Origin of the sequence: Allobosea sp. BK604, assembly GCF_004341515.1 — a bacterium.
In the GTDB taxonomy this organism is placed as follows: domain Bacteria; phylum Pseudomonadota; class Alphaproteobacteria; order Rhizobiales; family Beijerinckiaceae; genus Allobosea.
The window spans coordinates 382,095-399,926 of sequence record NZ_SLZF01000007.1; the positions used below are offsets into that span (position 1 = coordinate 382,095).

The window sequence follows — 17,832 nt, forward strand, 5'->3', positions numbered from 1 at the left end:
GCATGACGCTCACCGACCTCCTCGCGCCCGCAGCGGTGATCTCGCCGCTGAGGGCCAATGGCAAAAAGCAGGCGCTGCAAGAGCTGGCTCAACATGCAGCCCTGCTCACTGGCCTACCGGAGCGAGAACTCTTCGAGGCGCTGCTGCAGCGCGAGCGGCTCGGCTCGACCGGGATCGGTGACGGCATCGCCATCCCGCATGGCCGCATGCCCGGCATCGAACGGCTGGTCGGGCTCTTCGCCCGTGCCGAGAAGCCGATCGATTTCGAGGCGCTCGACGGCCAGCCCGTCGACATCATCTTCGTGCTGATCGCCCCTGAAGGGGCCGGCGCCGACCATCTCAAGGCGCTCGCCCGCGTCGCCCGCGTGCTGCGCAATCAGTCGGTGCTCGAGCAGGTGCGCCATGCCCACGACCCGGCGGCGATCTACGCCATCCTCGCCGAGTCGGCCGCCAAGGCGGCCTGAGACTGGAAGCATTCCAAGCCTGCACTTGGAGAGCGCGCCCTGAGGCGCTAAGACGCCCGGCGAAATGGGGCGTCACGCAGCGGCGAACTGCGATCACGCCCGTCGCTTCGGAGCCGCATTCATGGCCTATCAGCATGTCGATCTCTTCCCGCTCGGCGAGGACACCACGCCCTATCGCAAACTTGGCGACGGGGGCGTCTCGATCGAGACCATCGCTGGGCGCGAGGTCCTGACCGTCTCGCGCGAGGCCATCCGCCAGCTCAGCGAGCAGGCTTTCATCGACATCAACCACCTGCTGCGCCCCGGCCATCTCGCCCAGCTCGCAAAAATCCTCGATGATCCCGAGGCGACCTCGAACGACAAGTTCGTCGCCTACGACCTGCTGAAAAACGCCAATATCGCCGCCGGCGGCGTGCTGCCCATGTGCCAGGACACCGGCACCGCGATCATCATGGGCAAGAAGGGCCGCAAGGTCTGGACCGAGGGCGAGGACGAGGCAGCGCTCGGCGAGGGCGTCGCCGACGCCTATTTCAAGCGCAACCTGCGCTATTCCCAGCTCGCGCCGCTCTCGATGTTCGAGGAGAAGAACACGGCGACCAACCTGCCGGCGCAGATCGACATCTATGCCGAGGGCGAGGACGCCTACAAATTCCTCTTCGTCTCCAAGGGCGGCGGCTCCGCCAACAAGACCTTCCTGTTCCAGGCGACGCCCTCGCTCCTGACCAAGGACCGCATGATGGCGTTCCTGAAGGAGAAGATCCTGACGCTCGGAACGGCGGCCTGCCCGCCCTACCATCTCGCCATTGTCATCGGCGGAACCTCGGCCGAGCAGAACCTCAAGACCGTCAAGCTTGCCTCGACCCGCTATCTCGACGCGCTCCCGACCAAGGGCTCGCCCTCCGGCCACGCCTTCCGCGACCTGGAGATGGAGGAGGAGGTCCACAAGCTGACGCAGGCGCTCGGCGTCGGCGCGCAGTTCGGCGGCAAGTATTTCTGCCATGACGTGCGCGTCATCCGCCTGCCTCGCCACGGCGCCTCGCTGCCGATCGGGCTCGGCGTCTCCTGCTCGGCCGACCGCCAGGCAAAGGGCAAGATCACCCGGGACGGCATCTTTCTGGAGGCGCTGGAGACCAACCCGGCCAAGTACCTGCCGGAGGTCGAGGACGCCTCGCTCGGCGGCGACGTCGTCAAGATCGACCTGAACCAGCCGATGAGCGAGATCCTCGCCACGCTGAGCAAGCATCCGGTCAAGACCCGGCTCTCGCTGACCGGCACCATCGTCGTCGCCCGAGACCTTGCCCATGCCAAGATCCGCGAGCGGCTGGAGAGCGGGCAGGGCATGCCCGACTATTTCAAGAACCACCCGATCTACTATGCCGGCCCGGCCAAGACGCCGCAGGGCATGGCGTCCGGCTCCTTCGGCCCGACCACGGCCGGGCGCATGGATTCCTTCGTCGACCAGTTCCAGTCCTTTGGCGGCTCGAAGGTCATGCTCGCCAAGGGCAATCGCTCGTCGGCCGTGCGCGAGGCCTGCGCCCGTCATGGCGGCTTCTACCTGGGCTCGATCGGCGGGCCGGCGGCGCGCCTGGCGCAGGACTGCATCAAGAAGGTCGAGGTCCTGGAATATCCGGAGCTCGGCATGGAGGCGGTCTGGCGCATCGAGGTCGAGGATTTCCCGGCCTTCATCGTCATCGACGACAAAGGCAACGACTTCTTCAAGGAGTTGAACCTCGGATGATCCGCCTCGCTTCCGCCCTCGCTCTGGTGCTGCTCTCGGCCGGCACGGCCGCCGCGCAGGGGCGTCCCGCGACCTGTTCGCGCGATCTCTTCCAGAACGAGGCGGCGATGCGCCTGCGGCAGACCAGGATGCAGCAGGTCGCCACGGCCGATCAGGCGACACAATGCAAGGCCTGGCGCGATCACGTCGCCTTCCTGCAGAGCTCGCGGGCGGTGTTCGCGACCTGCCAGACCGGTCGCGAGCGCGAGGAGAATGTCGGCCAGATGGACCAGGCGCTGTCCGAATACAGGGTCCTGATCGGCAATCGCTGCAAGACCCGCTGAACCCGTCATTGCGGGCGCAGAGAAGCAATCCAGGGGGACGTGGAGCGCTGCCGCCCTGGATTGCTTCTCTGCGCTCGCAATGACGGCGAAGCTGCGCTCAAACGACGAAGGTCACACTCGGAAAGGTCAGCTCATGTCCGAACAGGTTGCCGCCCCGCTCAATGTCGCCGTCGTGCCGGTGACGCCTTTCCAGCAGAATTGCTCGATCGTCTGGTGCACGCTCACCAAGGAAGCGGTGGTGGTCGATCCCGGCGGCGATGCCGACCGTATCCAGGGCGCGCTCAAGGAACTCGACGTCAAGCCGGTCGCGATCTGGCTGACGCACGGCCATCTCGACCATGCCGGCGGAGCGACCGAGTTGTCGGAGGCGCTGTCGCTGCCGATCATCGGGCCGCACGAGGCCGACAAGTTCCTGCTCGACGACCTGCCGACGCAGGGCCTGCGCTTCGAAATCCACGGTATGAAGGCGGTGACGCCGTCGCGCTGGCTCACCGAAGGCGAAACCGTGCAGGTCGGTCAGTCGAATTTCTCGGTCCAGCACGTGCCCGGCCATACACCCGGCCACGTCACCTTCTTCAACAAGGAAGCGCAGTTCCTGCTGGCCGGCGACACCGTCTTCGCCGGCTCGGTCGGCCGTACCGATTTTCCCTATGGCGACCACGATACCCTGATCAGGGGCATCAAGGAGAAGCTGCTGCCGCTCGGAGACGAGGTGCAGTTCCTGCCGGGCCACGGCCCAGCCAGCACGCTCGGCGAGGAGCGTCGGAGCAACCAGTTCCTGCAGGGCTGAGGCTTGCAAGGGCTAGCACTGGCTGCCCTGAGCAACTCGCCGTCATGCTCGCCCGTGCGGCGAGCATCCCCGTCTTCACCACGGTCCTCCACCGGCAAAGATGTCGGTGGTCAGCACGAGACCGGCCGTGACGGAAGAAGCGGGCGCTGGAAATGCCAACGGCCATGTCCGGAACGGTGCGCGTACATCCGGCGTCACACGTTCGGCCCATGGCCGTCTTCAAACGGCGCGGAGGACTGTGGAACGCCCTCGACACGCCGCGATGGATGGTAGATGGGGATGCCCTTGCGAATTGCAAGGGCCAAGATCGCAAGGCGAAGCCTGGATCAGGCTTCGAAGACGTCGCCGAGGAAATCCATCTTGCCGATCTGGATGCCGTTCTCGCGCAAGATCGCGTAGGCGGTAGAGGCGTGGAAATAGAAATTCGGCACCGCGAAGCGGGCCATGTAGACTTCGCCCTTCATCACTGCCTCGCCCTTGCCGCGCGGGAAGGTGATGTCCTTGGCGAGGCCGGCATCCAGCGCCGCCTGATCGGCCTTCTGGATGAAGTCGAGCGTCCAGGCGATCCGCGCCTTCAGCTCGTCGAAGCTCTTTTCCTCATCCGGCTTGCGCGGGTTCTCGATGCCGCTGAGCCGGGCGGCGACGTTCTTGGCGAAGTCGCAGCAGAGCTGAATCTGCTTGCTGAAGGGCAGCATGTCGGGCGCGAGCCGCGCATTCAGCAGCACCTCGGGCGCGATCTTGCGGGCTTCCGCCTGCTCGACGGTCTTGTCGAGGATGGTGTTGAGCGAGGTGAGCGTCTGGATGAAGCCGGGGAAGGCGGCTGCATAAGCGGAAAGCGGCATGGCGCGATGTCCTGTGAAACGACAACGGGCCCGGAAAGGGCCCGCCGCAGATCGCTATAGAGCATCGCCTTCCAAATCGGCGTGCGTTTTTAGATCAATCTTTCGCGCGCTCGACATAGGAGCCGTCGGCGGTCATCACGACGATCCGGGTGCCGACGCCGATATGCGGGGGAACCGCGGTGCGCACGCCGTTGGAAAGGATCGCCGGCTTGTAGGAGGAGGAGGCCGTCTGGCCCTTGGTCACCGGCTCGGTCTCGGTCACCTCGAGCGTGACGCGCTGCGGCAGCTCGATCGCCACAGCCCTGTCGTCGAACACCGAGAGCGTGACCTTCATGCCTTCCTGGAGATAGGGGGCGACATCGCCGACCACGTCGCCATCGACATGGAGCTGGTCATAGGTCTCCGGGTTCATGAAGACGTATTGCTCGCCGTCCTGGTAGAGATAGGTGAAGTCGCGGTCCTCGACATAGGCACGCTCGACCTGCTCGGTCGTCTTGTAGCGCTGGGTCACCTTCACGCCGTCGGCGATGCGGCGCATGTCGATCTGCGTCGTCGGCGTGCCCTTGCCCGGGAAGAAGCTTTCCGCCGAGAGAACCGAGCAGAGATGCCCGTCGACTTCGAGGACGTTGCCCTTGCGGACGGAGCTGGCGATGACCTTGACCACGTGACGGCTTCCTTGCTGGTGCGCGCTGCTTTCGCGCGCTATGCGAATTCGTTGCCGCGCAACTACCGCATTTGCGCCGGAAACGGAAGCCGAAGAGCAGTTTCAGCAGAGGATCGATGAGCGAGGCTCCTTCGCCCTTTTGGCGGCCGGACATCCATGCCGATCGCAGGCCGGCGCTGCTGGCGCGCGCCCGCATCAAGGCGGCGTTCAGGCGCTGGTTCGAGGCGCGCGAATTCGTCGAGGTCGAGGCGGCGATCCTACAGGTCTCGCCGGGTAACGAGACGCATCTGCACGGCTTCGGCACGGCGCTGATCGACAATGATGGCGCGAGCCATCCCTATTACCTGCACACTTCGCCTGAATTCGCGGCGAAGAAGCTGCTCGCGGCCGGGGAGTCGCGCATTTTCGATTTCGCCCGCGTCTTCCGCAATCGCGAGCGCACGGCGCTGCACCACCCCGAATTCACGATGCTGGAATGGTACCGGGCAGGTGAGGGCTATGAGGTCCTGATGCGGGATTGCGCCACGCTGCTGGCTCAAGCGGCGCGGGCTGCCGGGGCGTCCACACTGCAATGGCGCGGTACGATCGTGGACCCTTTTGCCGAGCCCGAGCGCCTGACCCTGCACGAGGCCTTCGCCCGCCATGCCGGCATCGACTTGCTCGCGACCGTCGCTGCCGATGGCTCGACCGATCGCGCGGCCTTCGCCGCGGCGGCGCAGCGCGCCGGCATCCGACTCGCCTCCGACGACACCTGGTCGGATATCTTCAGTCGCATCCTATCCGAGAAGATCGAGCCGCAACTCGGCCGCGGCCGGGCCACCATCCTCTGCGAATACCCGATCTCGGAGGCGGCGCTCGCACGCCCGAAGCCCGGCGATCCGCGCGTCGCCGAGCGCTTCGAGCTCTATGCCTGTGGTGTCGAGCTCGCCAATGCCTTCGGCGAGCTGACCGATCCGGCCGAGCAGCGCCGGCGCTTCGAGGCCGACATGGACGAGAAAGCCCGCATCTATGGCGAGCGCTATCCGATCGACGAGGATTTCCTCGCCGCACTCGCACAGATGCCGCAATCATCGGGCATCGCGCTCGGCTTCGACCGGCTGGTCATGCTCTGCACCGGCGCGCGCCGGATCGAGGATGTGCTCTGGACGCCGGTCGCGGAACCGGGCAACAGGCAGCGATGAACGCCATCACTCCCCTGCGCAGCATCGCGTCGCTGGTCGAGCGCGGCCTCGTCGCGCCCGAGAAGCGCGAGGCGCTGGAGCAGGTCGCGGCGCGCTATGCCGTCTCGGTAACGCCGGCATTGGCCGACCTGATCGACCCCGCTGACCCGGCCGATCCGATCGCACGCCAGTTCATCCCCGATCCCTCCGAGCTGGAGACGCAGGCCGAGGAATTGGCCGACCCGATCGGCGATGACGCCCATTCGCCGGTCGAGGGCGTCGTGCATCGCTATCCCGACCGGGCGCTGCTGAAACTCGTCCATGCCTGCCCGGTCTATTGCCGCTTCTGCTTCCGGCGCGAGATGGTCGGCCCTGGCGGCGCCTCGCTCTCGGGCGAGAAGCTCGACGCCGCGCTCGCCTATCTCGCCTCCCGGCCGGAGATTTGGGAGGTGATCATGACCGGCGGCGATCCGTTCATCCTCTCCGCCCGACGCGTACGCGAGGTGGCGAAGCGCCTCGCCGCGATCCCGCATGTCAAGGTCACGCGCTGGCACACGCGTGTGCCGATGGTCGATCCGCAGCGGGTCTCGACCGAATACGCCCGTGCCCTGCGTATTCCCGGCAAGGCGAGCTATATCGCGATCCACGCCAACCATCCGCGCGAGTTCACGCCGGAAGCCTGTGCGGCCATCGCCAATCTTGCCGATGCCGGCCATGTCCTGCTCAGCCAGAGCGTGCTTCTGCGCGGCGTCAATGCCGATATTGCGACGCTCTCTGCCCTGATGCGCGCCTTCGTCGAGAACCGGGTGAAGCCCTATTACCTGCACCACCCGGATCTCGCGCCGGGCACTGCACAGTTCCGGCTGTCGCTGGAGGAGGGGCAGGCCCTCGTCAAAAGTCTGCGCGGCAACCTTTCCGGCCTGTGCCAGCCGACCTATATCCTCGATATCCCCGGGGGCGCCGGCAAGGTTCCGGTTGGCCCCGCCTTCCTCTCCAGTTGCGAGACGCCGGGAGAGCAAACCGTCGAAGACCGTTTCGGCACGCGGCACCGCTACCCGCCGGCCTGAACGCGCAAGCATCGCGAAGGAGCGATCATGCAAGAGAAGATGCCCATCGCGATCGTTTCGGACGTCGTTTGCCCCTGGTGCTTCATCGGCAAGGCCCGGCTGGAGACGGCGCTGGCCAATCACGGCCTGACCGACCGCGTCGCCATCACCTGGCTGCCCTATGAGCTGAATCCGGATATGCCGCCGGAAGGCATGGACCGCACGGCCTATCTCAACGCCAAGTTCGGCCCGGGCAAGCGCAAGGAGATCGAGACCAGGCTGTCCGAGGCTGCGCTCGAGAGCGGCGTCACCTTCAACTGGGCCAAGGTCACCCGGAGCGTGAATACGCGCATGGCCCATATGCTGATCGCCGCCGCATCGACGGTGCAGCGCGGCTCCGAGATGAAGGCCGCCCTGTTCAAGGCTTATTTCCAGGACGGGCGCGATATCGGCGATCTCGACACCCTGGTCGCGATCGCCGGCGAGCTCGGCTTCGACCAGAATGCCGCACGCGACGAGCTCAACAGCGACGAGCTGCGTGAGAGCATCATCGGGCTCGAGGCCCATGCCCAGCGCGTCGGCGTCACCGGCGTGCCCTTCTTCATCGTCAACGGCAAGCTCGCGGTTTCCGGTGCGCAGCCGCCGGAGGTCTGGACCCAGGTGTTCCAGCAGGTGATGCAGGGAGCGGCGTGATCCTCCCGTGAGGGGCGCAGGGTTGCGCCTGCTTCCGAATCGTGCGTTTCCCTCCCCGACATAAAGGGAGGGAGCCGATGACCAACGCTAAGATCAACGATATCCGCGACCGCCTCATCGTTGCCCTCGACGTCCCGACGATCTGGGACGCCTACCGCATCGTCTCGGCGCTGGGCGACCAGGGGACCTTCTACAAGATCGGCTACCGCCTCGCCTTCGCCGGCGGGCTCGATCTTGCCCGGCAGCTCGTCTCCGAGGGCAAGAAGGTCTTCCTCGATCTCAAGCTCCACGACATCGGCAACACCGTCACCGAGGGCGTCGAATCGCTGACCAAGCTCGGCGTCACCTTCCTCACCGTCCATGCCTATCCGCAAACGATGCGCGGCGCCGTCGAGGGCCGCGGCGATGCCGCCCTGAAGCTGCTCGCCGTCACGGCGCTCACCTCCTACGACGATACCGACCTGCGCGATGCCGGCTACAAGCTCGCGGTGCGCGATCTCGTGCGCCTGCGCGCCGAGCAGGCCCGCACCACCGGCATCGACGGCATCGTCTGCTCGGCGGCCGAGACCGAGATCGTCCGCGACGTCATCGGCAAGGACATGGTCATCGTCACGCCCGGCATCCGCCCGGCCGGCAGCGCCGCCGGCGACCAGAAGCGCACCCTGACGCCCGGCGAGGCGATCCGCGCCGGCGCCGACCATCTCGTCGTCGGGCGTCCGGTCATCCGCGCCAGCGATCCCCGCGCGGCAGCCTCCGCGATCATGGACGAGATCGCATCGGTCTCATGAAAATCGGGCTGATGATATCGGCCGAAAACCGGGTGCCCCTTTTCCGCGTCATGCTCTAAGTTCGCGCCCTCTGTCACCAACACGGATGCCAAATATGCCCAAGGGTTATGTCGTTGCGCGTTGCAAGGTCACCAACGCAACGCTGTGGGCGGCCTATGCCGCCAAGGCCTCGGAAGCGATCAAGCAGTACGGTGGCAAGCCGCTGGTGCGCGGCGGCCAGATGACGGTGGCGGAAGGCGAAGGCCGCGCCCGCAACGTCGTCATCGAGTTCGAGAGCTTCGAGGCCGCCAAGGCCTATGCGTTCTCGCAGGAATATGCCGTCGCCCGCAAGGAGCGCGAGGGCGCCGGCGAGATCGACATCGTCGTCGTCGAGGGAGTCTGAGCCATGGCGAAGGGCTACTGGATCGCGCGCGTCGATGTCGAGAACGACGCCGAATATGCCAAGTACCGTTCGCTGAACGCCATCGCCTTCGCCAAATACGGCGCCAGGTTCCTGGTTCGCGGCGGCGAGTACAAGCTCGCGCGCGGCGAGGGCCGCAAGCACAATGTCGTCATCGAGTTCAAGGACGAGGCGACCGCCCGCGCCTGCTACGACTCGCCTGAATATCAGGAGGCGGTGAAGCACCTGGCCGGCGCCGGCAAGTCCGACCTCGTCATCATCGGCGGCTATGACGGCGCCCAGCCGGGCGATTGAGCAGCAGGTCCAGACTGAGCGGTAGGTCTAGGCGAGCCCCACTCTTTCCCTTCTCCCACCCATCTTGGGCTTGCCCGAAATGGGGGGAGAAGGGTGAGTGGGCTACTCCGCCGCCAGCGGCAGCTCGTGCTGGTGGCCGCCACCCTTCTGGTCGTCATTCGCCGCCGGCCGCTTGCGCTTGAACATTCCGCCGAGTCTCAGGAGCCCCTGCGACAGCCGCTCCATGTAGAGATAGAGCACCGGCGTGATGAACAGGGTCAGGATCTGCGAGATGGCAAGGCCGCCGACCACCGCGATGCCGAGCGGCTGACGCAGCTCGGCGCTGGCGCCGGCTCCGATCGCGATCGGCAAGGTGCCCATCATCGCCGCCAGCGTCGTCATCAGGATCGGCCGGAACCGCATCAGGCAGGCCTGGTGGATCGCCTCCTGCGGCGGCTTGCCCTCGCGCTGCAGCACGAGCGCGACGTCGATCATCATGATCGCGTTCTTCTTGACGATGCCGATCAGCATCAGCAGGCCGATAATCGCGATCACCGAGAGATCGAGCCCGAACAGCCTGATCGCCCCGAGTGCGCCCATCGCCGCCGCCGGCAGGCCGGTCAGGATCGTCAGCGGGTGGATGAAGCTCTCATAGAGGATGCCGAGCACGATATAGATCGTCACGATCGCGCCCAGGATCAGCAGGCCCTGGTTGGCGAGCGAATCCTGGAAGGTCTTGGCCGTGCCCGCGAGCGTGGTCGAGAGTGTCGCCGGCAGCTTGATCTCCTGCTTGAGCTCGTTGATGCGGGTGACACTGTCGCCGAGCGCTGCGCCCGCCGGCAGGTTGTAGGAGATCGTCACGGCCGGGAGCTGGCCGAGCTGGTTGACGGTGAGCTGGCCGGCGGTGCGCTCGACGCGGGCGACCGAGCTGAGCGGGATCAAGGTGCCGTTGCCGGCGCGGACGCGCAGGCTGTCGAGCTTGTCGGCCGACCAGTTATGCGACGGGTCGAACTCGACGATGACGGCATAATTGTCGCCGGTCTTGTAGATGGTCGAGATCTGCCTGGCGCCGAAGCCGGAATAGAGCGTCGAGCGCAGAACGTCGGCCTGGATGCCGAGCTGGTTGGCCTTGTCGCGATCGATCACGATCGTCGCCTGCAGAGCGTTGTTCTGCAGGTCGGTGGTGACGTCGACGAAATGCGTCCGGTCTTGCGACATCGCGTCTGCAAGCCGGATCGCCCAGTCGTTCATCAGCTTCTGATCGAGGCCCTGCACCACGAGCTGGTACTGGCTCTTCGAGGAGCGGGCGCCGATGTTCAGGTTCTGCACCGGCGTCATGTAGGTGTTGATGCCGGGGATCTGCGCGAGCTGGCGCCTGAGGTCGGTAAGCACCTTCTGGAGCTTCGGCCGCTCATCCTGCGGCTTCAACTCGACGAAGAGCCGGCCGGCGTTGAGGCCGCCGGCGCTGACATTGGAGTTGCCGGTCGAGGACGCGACATGCGCGACATAGGGCGACTTGCTGAAGGTCTCCGCCACCTGCTTCTGCAGGAGCTGCATCGCCGGGAAGGAGATGTCCTGGCGCGCCTCGGTCGAGACCTGGAGCTGGCCGATATCCTCTTGCGGGAAGAAGCCCTTCGGCGTGGTGTTCAGCATCCAGACCGTGCCGTACACGGTGGCGAAGAAGACGAGCAGGATGACCGGCTGGAAGCGCAGGCAGAGCTTCAGGCCGGCATCGTACCAGTCGACCAGCTTGTCGAAGCCACGCTCGAGCCAGCCGTTGAGCCCGGTCTCCTGCTTGCCGTGATGCGCGTCGGCGGACGAGAGGAGGCGCGAGCACAGCATCGGCGTCAGCGTCAGCGAGACGAAGGCCGAGGCCAGGATCGCGACCACGACGACGACGGCGAATTCGTTGAAGATGCGGCCGATCACGCCGCCCATCAGCAGCACCGGGATGAACACAGCGACGAGCGAGATCGAGATCGAGAGGATGGTGAAGCCGATCTCGCCGGAGCCCTTGACCGCCGCGTCATAGGCCGAGAGCCCGTCCTCCTCCATGTGTCGGACGATGTTCTCGAGCATGACGATGGCATCGTCGACGACGAGGCCGACGGAGAGCGTCAGGCCGAGCAGCGAAATATTGTCGATCGAGAAGCCGAACAGATACATCGCCGCCAGCGTCGCCATCAGCGAGATCGGGACCGCGACCGCGGGGATCAGCGTCGCGGCCAGCCGGCGCAGGAAGACGAAGATCACCATGACGACGAGCACGATGGTCAGCGCCAGCGTGAACTGCACGTCCTCGACCGCGGCGCGGATCGAGCGCGAGCGGTCGTTGAGCTGGTAGATCGTCGCCGCGGCCGGCAACTGCGCCTGGAAGGTCGGCAGCATCGCCTTGACCTTGTCGACCACGTCGACAGTGTTCGCGTCGGGCTGGCGCTGCACGGCGAGCACGATGGCGGGCGTGCCGTCATAGGTGCTGGCGGTCTGGTTGTTCTCGACGGAGTCGATCACCTTGGTGACGTCGCCGAGCCGGACCGGCTTGCCGTTGCGGGTAGCGATGATGACCTTGGCGAACTGCGCCGCGTCGAAGAGCTGGGTATGCGCCTCGATCGTCAGCTGTTGCGCCGTGTTCTGCACGGTGCCGACGGGGGCGTTGTCGTTGGCCGAGGTGATCGCCGCCTGCAGCTCGTCGACGCCGATGCCGCGCGCGGCGAGTGCCGTCGGGTCGATCTGGATGCGCACCGCGTATTTCTGGCTGCCGAAGATCTGCACCTGCGCGACGCCGTCGACGGTCGAGAGCGCCGGCGAGATCACCTGCTGGGCGAAGGCGTCGAGCTGGGGCAGCGGGATGACGCTGCTGGCGATCGAGAGCAGGATGATCGGGGCGTCGGCCGGGTTGACCTTGCGGTAGCTCGGCGGGTTGGTCATCTCGTCCGGCAATTGCCGCTGCGCGCGCGTGATCGCCGCCTGCACGTCGGCAGCGGCGGCGTCGATATTCCGCGTCAGCACGAACTGGATTGCGATCGAGGTCGAGCCCTGCGAGTTCGTGGTCGAGATCGAGTCGATGCCGGCGATGGTGGCGAACTGCTTGATCAGCGGTGTCGCGACCGAGGTCGCCATCGTGTCGGGCGAGGCGCCGGGCAGCTGGGCGGAGACGTTGACCACCGGGAACTCGGCGCGCGGCAACGCCGCCACCGGCAGGAACTTATAGGCGAACAGGCCACCCAGGATCAGCGTCACCGACATCAGGATGGTGGCGACAGGGTGGCGGATGCAGTAGCCGGGGAGGTTCACGAGCGCTCTCCCGTCACCTTGGTGTCGTTGGCCGCCGCGGGCGAGGCGGTCGGTCCGGGCTTCATGCCGCTGGCATTGCTGTCATTGACGCGCACGCCATCCTTGAGGCGGATCTGCCCGTCGGTGACGACCTTCTCGCCCGGCTTGAGGCCGTCGCTGATCGCGCTGCGCTCGCCATAGCTCAGCGCCACCGTGACCTGCCTCAGCGAGACGCGGTTGTCGTCGCCGACGACATAGACATAGGGACCCTTCTGCCCGGCTTGAACCGCGACGGTCGGCACGATCGTGACGTCCTTCAGTGTGCCGGCCTCGAGGTCGACATCGACATATTGGCCGGGCCAGAGCGAGAGGTCGTCATTGCTGAAGGCGGCCTTGGCCGCGATCGTGCCCGAGGCCTGGTCGACGCTTGAATCGACGAAGTTGAGCGTGCCGACCGGCGGCTGGCCCTTGGCGCCCGGCACTAGCGCCTGGACCTTCGGCGCCTCGCCGGACGCCAGCGACGCCTTCAGGTTGTCGAGCTCGCTCTCCGGCATGGTGAAGGTGACGCGGATCGGCTTGATCTGGGTGATGGTGACGAGCCCGGTGCCGCTCGTGCTGTTGGCGCTGACGAGATTGCCCGGTGTCACCTGGATCGCGCCGATGCGTCCGGCGATCGGCGCGGTGATCTTGGTGTAGCCCAGCTTGATCTTGTCGGCGTCGAGCGTCGCCTGGTCGGCGAGCACGGTCGCGGCCGCCGATTTCTCGTCGGCGACGGCCTGGTCGACCTGCTGCTGCGTGCCGGCTTCCTTCGCCAGCAACTGCTTGTAGCGGGTCAGGTCGGCCTGGGTGCGCAGATGGGTCGCCTGGTCGCGGGCGATCATCGCCTCGTCCTTGGCGATCTGGGCCTTGGTGTCGCGATCGTCGAGGGTGAAGAGCAAATCGCCCGCCTTGACGAACTGGCCGTCGGTGACGTGTTGCTCCATGATCTGGCTGTCGATGCGCGAGCGCACCGTGACGCTGGCCGGCGTCTCGACGAAGCCGATCGCGCGCTTGCGCACCGGGAAGTCGCCCTTCTCGGCCACGGCCGTCACCACTGCGATCGGCGGGCCGTCGCCTCCGCCGCGTCCGCGCCGGCCTGAACCCTCGCTGGCGGCGCTCGCTGCCGTCGCGCCCGGCGCCTTGGCCTGATGCTGCGACAGATACCACCAGCCGGATGCGGCGCCGGCGGCGATGACAAGCGAGACCAAAAGAACTTTCGAGCGCGACATAGATGGGGTCTCAGGCAGTTGGAAGGGCGTCGTGAAGGGTGGAACGCCGAGTTACCTCGGTAGTAGTGTCGGCCGAATCTGCGGCCGCTTGATGGACGCGCTCGCGGATGCCGGCGAGCACCGAGAGCGCCGCCGCGATCGCGGCCTCGTGCTCCTCCGCGACCACCTCGTCGGCGATGTCCTGTCGGAGGGCATCGAGCCCATCGACGAAATTGCGGCCGGCAGGAGTGAGGTGCAGGCGGTAGGCCCGGCGGTCCTTCGGATCGGGACGGCGCTCGACAAAGGCCTGCATTTCCAGCTTGTCGATCAGCCTTCCCAGCGAAATCGGCTGCATTTCCATCGAGTCGGCCAGCGCGACCTGCGTCTGCCCGTCGCCGCGGCGCAGCCGCGCCAGCACGCTCCATTGCGCCCGGGTCGTGCCGTGGCGCCTGGCATGCTGGTCGATATGGGTGCGCAGCAGCCGGGCCGTGTCGACCAGTTGGAAGACCAATTCCCGCTTCAGGGGGCGATTCACGCGATCTCCTATCTAATAAGCATGCTTATTATATACATACATGTTCCGGCGAAATTGCGGCAGTGCAGCAAAACAGCGCACCTTGCCGAATGCGGCTAACTAGCGCACAGCAGTGCAGGGTAGGGAAAGCAGCATGTCGGATTTGACCAAGCCGGTTTTGACGGCGATTGGCGTGATCAGCGGCACGTCGATGGACGGAATCGACGTTTCCATCGTCGAGAGCGACGGTCGCGACGAACTGCGTTTCGGCCCTGGCGCCTCCTATCCCTACCCGGAGGAAACACGCGCCGCTCTCCAAGATTTGATCGGCCAGCCTGAGCGGGCGCTCGACGATCCGCTGACCGAGCTCGAGGCCGCGGTGACGAGCGCACATCTTGGCGCGGTCAAGCGCTTCATCGCCGAGCACAAGCTCGACCCGAAGGGCATCGATCTCGTCGGGCTGCACGGCCAGACGGTCTATCACCGGCCCGATCTGCGCTTCACCCGCCAGCTCATCGACGGCCCCGCCGTGGCGCGGGCGCTCGGCATCCCGACCATCGACCGTTTCCGCCATGCCGATATCGCCGCTGGCGGCGAGGGCGCGCCGCTTGCGCCGCTCTATCACCGCGCGCTGGCGCAGGGGCTGGAGCAGCCGCTGGCGGTGCTCAATCTCGGCGGGGTCGGCAACATCACCTATATAGACGGCGACACCGTCATCGCCTTCGATACCGGCCCGGCCAGCGCCATTCTCGACGATTTCGTCTGGCACCGGCTCGGCATCCCCTATGACGCCGATGGCGCGCTGGCAGCGAGCGGGCGCGTCCATGAGGATTTCGTCGCCGGCTTCATGGCGAACCCCTATTTCGACCGGCCCGCGCCGAAATCCCTCGACCGCAACGATTTCCACCGCCGTGCCGAGGTCGTCGAGGCGCTCTCCGATGCCGATGGCGCGGCGACGCTCGCCGCCTTCACCATCGAGAGCGTGGTCGCGGCCTTGCGCCATGTGCCCAGGCAGCCGAAGCGCTGGCTCGTCACTGGCGGCGGCCGGCTCAACCAGCATTTCATGTCACGTTTCCGCGAGCGCCTCGGCGTGCCCGTCGAGTCGGTCGAGGCCGCGGGCTGGGCCGGCGACGTCATCGAGGCGCAGACCTTCGGCTATCTCGCCATCCGCTCGCTCAAGGGCCTGCCGCTCAGCCTGCCCGGCACGACCGGCGTGCCCTCGCCCTTGCCGGGCGGACGGCTCAACCTGCCGCAGAGCTGAACCCGCGTCGCGGCTCACTGCGCCCGCAAGATCTCACTGCTCGCGCAAGACGCGGAAGCCGTTGGTGTAGAAGCGGACATCGGCCTCGTATTTGAAGCGGGCGGCCGAGCGCAGGTAGCGCGGATCATTGTTGAACGAACCGCCGCGCAGCACGCGCTCCCGACAGGCGGGCGCGGTATAGGCGCTGCCGTCTCGTGGTGTCGTGCGATAGCTTTCGCCCCAGCAATCGGCGACCCATTCGGCGGCGTTGCCCGCCATGTCGTAGAGGCCGAAGGCGTTGGGCGGATACTGGCCGCTTTCGATCGTTTGCCGGCGCTGCTGCGCATTGCAGCCGAGGCAATTGGCCATCTCCTTGTCGAGGTTCCGGCCCCAGGGATAGGTCGTGTTCGAGCCGGCGCGCGCCGCATATTCCCATTCGGCCTCGGTCGGCAGCCGATAGCGCTTGCCCGTCTTGGCCGAGAGCCAGGCGGTATAGGCGTTGGCATCCTCCCAGGAGACGTCGGTCACCGGGCGCCGGCCGCGGCCGAGATTGCGGTCGCTCGGGCGCTGGCTGCAGCCGCCCTGGTCGACACAGGAATCCCATTCCGCGAAGCTGACCTCGCGCGTGCCGAGATAGAAGGGCGCGCGGATCGTGACCTGATGCACGGGCTTCTCGAACTCGAACATCTCGTTCGAGCCCATCTCGAAACTGCCGGCCGGGATCAGTGTGAGCTCGGGGCAGAAGCTGCAGTCGCGCAGGGTCTTCGCCTGCGCCTGGGCGGCGGCCGGCGTCGCGGCGGGCGCCTGGATCGGCGCCGGCGCAGCCGCTGCTCCCGGCTTCTGCCGGTAGAGCTGCTCGCGCGCGCGGGCGAGCGCGGCGAAGCGCCCGTTCGGATAGGCGTCGAGATAGGCGCGGTACTCGGCGGAATTCTCGCTGTTGCGGATCGTGTCCCAGAAGGAGAGCTCGAACGCGTCGGCCTGATCGCCGCTGCCGCTCTGAGGCGGGGCCGGCGAGATCACCGTGCGCGAGGCGACGGCGGCTGGACGGTTGACGGGCGTCACGATCAGTCCTGCCGCCGGCGCGGCCGAGACCCAGACCTGCTGGCCGCGGCGCGTCAGCCGCGTGACGGCGTCGCGGGTGCGGATCAGCGCCGCCGCCATGTCGAGGCCGGGCGTACGGATCGCCTTCAGCCATTCATCGGCGAAGGCGTTGCTTCTGCCGGGCCCGGCGGCGACGGTCCGCCCGGGCGGGGCGGCGAAGACTGCGGCAATATTCTCGATCGCCTCGATTGCCGCGAGCCCTTTCACGCCCTTGGCGATGCCGTCCTGCCAGGGATTGTCGAGGCTCGCATCGAGCACGATGACCGCGCTTGCGGGGCGCGCCACGATCAGCGGATCGAGGATCCGGTCGAGGTCGAGCGCCTCGCGCGGTACGTCCTGCGCGGAGCGCAATTGCGCCTCGGGCGCGACCAGGAAGTTGCGGTTGCGGAACTGGACCGCATGGCCGGAATAGAAGACCACGACCTGCGCGCCGCGCCGCAGCTTGCCGGCGAATTCCGCGGCGGCCCGTTGCATCGCGGCCGTGTCGGCATTCTCCGCCGCGACGACATCGAAGCCGCCCTGACGCAGGGTTTCCGCGACGGAGCGCGCATCGCTGGCGGCCTCCGGCAGAGCGGCCTGGCCGTAGCTGGAATTGCCGATGACGAGGGCGATCCGGGCCGGCTGTTCAGCCGCGCCTGTTTGAGCCAGGGCCGGCGGCGAGAGCCAGGCCAGCGCACAGGCGAGCGTGGCGCCAACAAGCGAAAGGCAGCGATGCAAGGCCATGCAGTCGATCACCCTCACCAAGCCGGACGCATCGGCGCGGCCGGAGTCCGCCACTCATCGGAGACCGTTTGAGAATTCGCGAACGGTCTCCTAGCGAACATACACCGTAATCTTCTTCGATATCACCGGTGGATTATGCGGTGTGTGGGTGGAGTCGCCGAGCAGGAGCTGCAGCGTGTGCGGGCCCTTCGGCAGGGTGACCACGACTTCGGTCTGGCCGTTGCCGAGATGGATATGGTTGTAGTCGGAGGGGATCGGCTGGTCGCTCGGCGGCGCGTCGACATCGATCAGCAAATGGTGATGGCCGGTCAGCGGCCGGTCGATGCCGGCGGGCGCGACACCCATCTCCTTCAAGCCCATGCGCACGGTGAAGCGCTCCGGCACGCGCAGCCCGTCGAGCGGATAGTGGAAATAGACCACGGCATTGCGCGGCGCCGGCTTGCGTTGCGCGGTCTGCGCGACGACGGGAACAGCGAGCAGCAGCGCGGCGAGGCAGGGGGCACTCAGGCCAAGAAGCGGCGCAATTCGCATGGTCCTGCTCCGGCGGAGGGCG

18 protein-coding genes are annotated in these 17,832 nt (G+C 66.6%); 11 read left to right on the forward strand and 7 right to left on the reverse strand.

Annotated features, from left to right (window positions below; genetic code table 11):
- The first annotated feature begins 2 nt into the window (after positions 1–2).
- The 4 genes from ptsN to EV560_RS23000 all read left to right on the forward strand — a co-directional run bounded on the left by ptsN (position 3) and on the right by EV560_RS23000 (position 3,315).
- On the forward strand, positions 3–464 hold the full coding sequence (gene ptsN, locus EV560_RS22985; protein WP_131858143.1) for a PTS IIA-like nitrogen regulatory protein PtsN: 462 nt from the start codon (positions 3–5) through the stop codon (positions 462–464).
- A gap of 121 nt (positions 465–585) precedes the next feature.
- A complete protein-coding gene (locus EV560_RS22990) occupies positions 586–2,202 on the forward strand; it encodes a fumarate hydratase (RefSeq protein WP_131858144.1) in 1,617 nt (538 codons plus the stop codon).
- The gene (locus EV560_RS22995; protein ID WP_131858145.1) at positions 2,199–2,525 is read left to right on the forward strand and encodes a hypothetical protein; all 327 of its coding nucleotides are present in this window, start codon (positions 2,199–2,201) and stop codon (positions 2,523–2,525) included. The genes EV560_RS22990 and EV560_RS22995 overlap by 4 nt, the downstream gene beginning before the upstream one ends.
- A gap of 133 nt (positions 2,526–2,658) precedes the next feature.
- Positions 2,659–3,315 (forward strand): MBL fold metallo-hydrolase, encoded by a 657-nt coding sequence (locus EV560_RS23000; protein WP_131858146.1) that lies wholly within the window; start codon positions 2,659–2,661, stop codon positions 3,313–3,315.
- Positions 3,316–3,641: 326 nt separating this feature from the next.
- On the opposite strand, the gene EV560_RS23005 is transcribed toward EV560_RS23000, so the two are convergent.
- Positions 3,642–4,157 carry a DUF1993 domain-containing protein gene (locus tag EV560_RS23005; protein ID WP_131858147.1) on the reverse strand — a complete coding sequence of 172 codons (516 nt, stop codon included), beginning with the start codon at positions 4,155–4,157 and terminating at the stop codon, positions 3,642–3,644.
- A gap of 94 nt (positions 4,158–4,251) precedes the next feature.
- Positions 4,252–4,821 (reverse strand): elongation factor P, encoded by a 570-nt coding sequence (efp, locus tag EV560_RS23010; protein ID WP_131858148.1) that lies wholly within the window; start codon positions 4,819–4,821, stop codon positions 4,252–4,254.
- Between the two features lie 116 nt (positions 4,822–4,937).
- On the opposite strand from efp, the gene epmA reads away from it, so the two are divergent.
- From epmA to EV560_RS23040, 6 genes are all read left to right on the forward strand, one after another.
- Complete coding sequence (gene epmA / locus EV560_RS23015; RefSeq protein ID WP_131858149.1) at positions 4,938–6,002, forward strand: EF-P lysine aminoacylase EpmA; 1,065 nt, start codon at positions 4,938–4,940, stop codon at positions 6,000–6,002.
- Positions 5,999–7,048 (forward strand): lysine-2,3-aminomutase-like protein, encoded by a 1,050-nt coding sequence (locus EV560_RS23020; RefSeq protein ID WP_131858150.1) that lies wholly within the window; start codon positions 5,999–6,001, stop codon positions 7,046–7,048. The genes epmA and EV560_RS23020 overlap by 4 nt, the downstream gene beginning before the upstream one ends.
- Positions 7,049–7,075: 27 nt before the next feature.
- Positions 7,076–7,720: a DsbA family oxidoreductase gene (locus EV560_RS23025; RefSeq protein ID WP_131858151.1), complete on the forward strand. Its 645-nt coding sequence runs from the start codon at positions 7,076–7,078 to the stop codon at positions 7,718–7,720.
- Between the two features lie 77 nt (positions 7,721–7,797).
- Positions 7,798–8,508 carry an orotidine-5'-phosphate decarboxylase gene (gene pyrF, locus EV560_RS23030; RefSeq protein ID WP_131858152.1) on the forward strand — a complete coding sequence of 237 codons (711 nt, stop codon included), beginning with the start codon at positions 7,798–7,800 and terminating at the stop codon, positions 8,506–8,508.
- Positions 8,509–8,602: 94 nt separating this feature from the next.
- Positions 8,603–8,890 carry a DUF1330 domain-containing protein gene (locus tag EV560_RS23035; RefSeq protein WP_131858153.1) on the forward strand — a complete coding sequence of 96 codons (288 nt, stop codon included), beginning with the start codon at positions 8,603–8,605 and terminating at the stop codon, positions 8,888–8,890.
- Positions 8,891–8,893: 3 nt separating this feature from the next.
- Positions 8,894–9,202: a DUF1330 domain-containing protein gene (locus EV560_RS23040; protein WP_131858154.1), complete on the forward strand. Its 309-nt coding sequence runs from the start codon at positions 8,894–8,896 to the stop codon at positions 9,200–9,202.
- Between the two features lie 102 nt (positions 9,203–9,304).
- On the opposite strand, the gene EV560_RS23045 is transcribed toward EV560_RS23040, so the two are convergent.
- The 3 genes from EV560_RS23045 to EV560_RS23055 are packed head-to-tail and all read right to left on the reverse strand — an operon-like array spanning position 9,305 to position 14,236.
- The gene (locus EV560_RS23045; protein ID WP_282568871.1) at positions 9,305–12,475 is read right to left on the reverse strand and encodes an efflux RND transporter permease subunit; all 3,171 of its coding nucleotides are present in this window, start codon (positions 12,473–12,475) and stop codon (positions 9,305–9,307) included.
- Entirely contained in the window at positions 12,472–13,722 is a 1,251-nt protein-coding gene (locus EV560_RS23050) for an efflux RND transporter periplasmic adaptor subunit (RefSeq protein ID WP_131858155.1), read from the reverse strand. Before EV560_RS23050 ends, EV560_RS23045 begins: the two co-directional genes overlap by 4 nt.
- Positions 13,723–13,732: 10 nt before the next feature.
- Positions 13,733–14,236, reverse strand: coding sequence for a MarR family winged helix-turn-helix transcriptional regulator (locus EV560_RS23055; protein ID WP_131858156.1), 504 nt, complete (start codon positions 14,234–14,236; stop codon positions 13,733–13,735).
- A 133-nt stretch (positions 14,237–14,369) separates the two neighbouring features.
- On the opposite strand from EV560_RS23055, the gene EV560_RS23060 reads away from it, so the two are divergent.
- The gene (locus EV560_RS23060) at positions 14,370–15,476 is read left to right on the forward strand and encodes an anhydro-N-acetylmuramic acid kinase (protein ID WP_131858157.1); all 1,107 of its coding nucleotides are present in this window, start codon (positions 14,370–14,372) and stop codon (positions 15,474–15,476) included.
- A gap of 33 nt (positions 15,477–15,509) precedes the next feature.
- Here EV560_RS23060 and EV560_RS23065 read toward each other — a convergent pair whose 3' ends face one another.
- Both EV560_RS23065 and EV560_RS23070 read right to left on the reverse strand, forming a co-directional pair.
- Positions 15,510–17,279, reverse strand: coding sequence for an SUMF1/EgtB/PvdO family nonheme iron enzyme (locus EV560_RS23065; protein WP_131858158.1), 1,770 nt, complete (start codon positions 17,277–17,279; stop codon positions 15,510–15,512).
- Positions 17,280–17,369: 90 nt separating this feature from the next.
- A complete protein-coding gene (locus EV560_RS23070) occupies positions 17,370–17,810 on the reverse strand; it encodes a DUF4399 domain-containing protein (RefSeq protein ID WP_131858159.1) in 441 nt (146 codons plus the stop codon).
- Between the last annotated feature and the right edge of the window lie 22 nt (positions 17,811–17,832).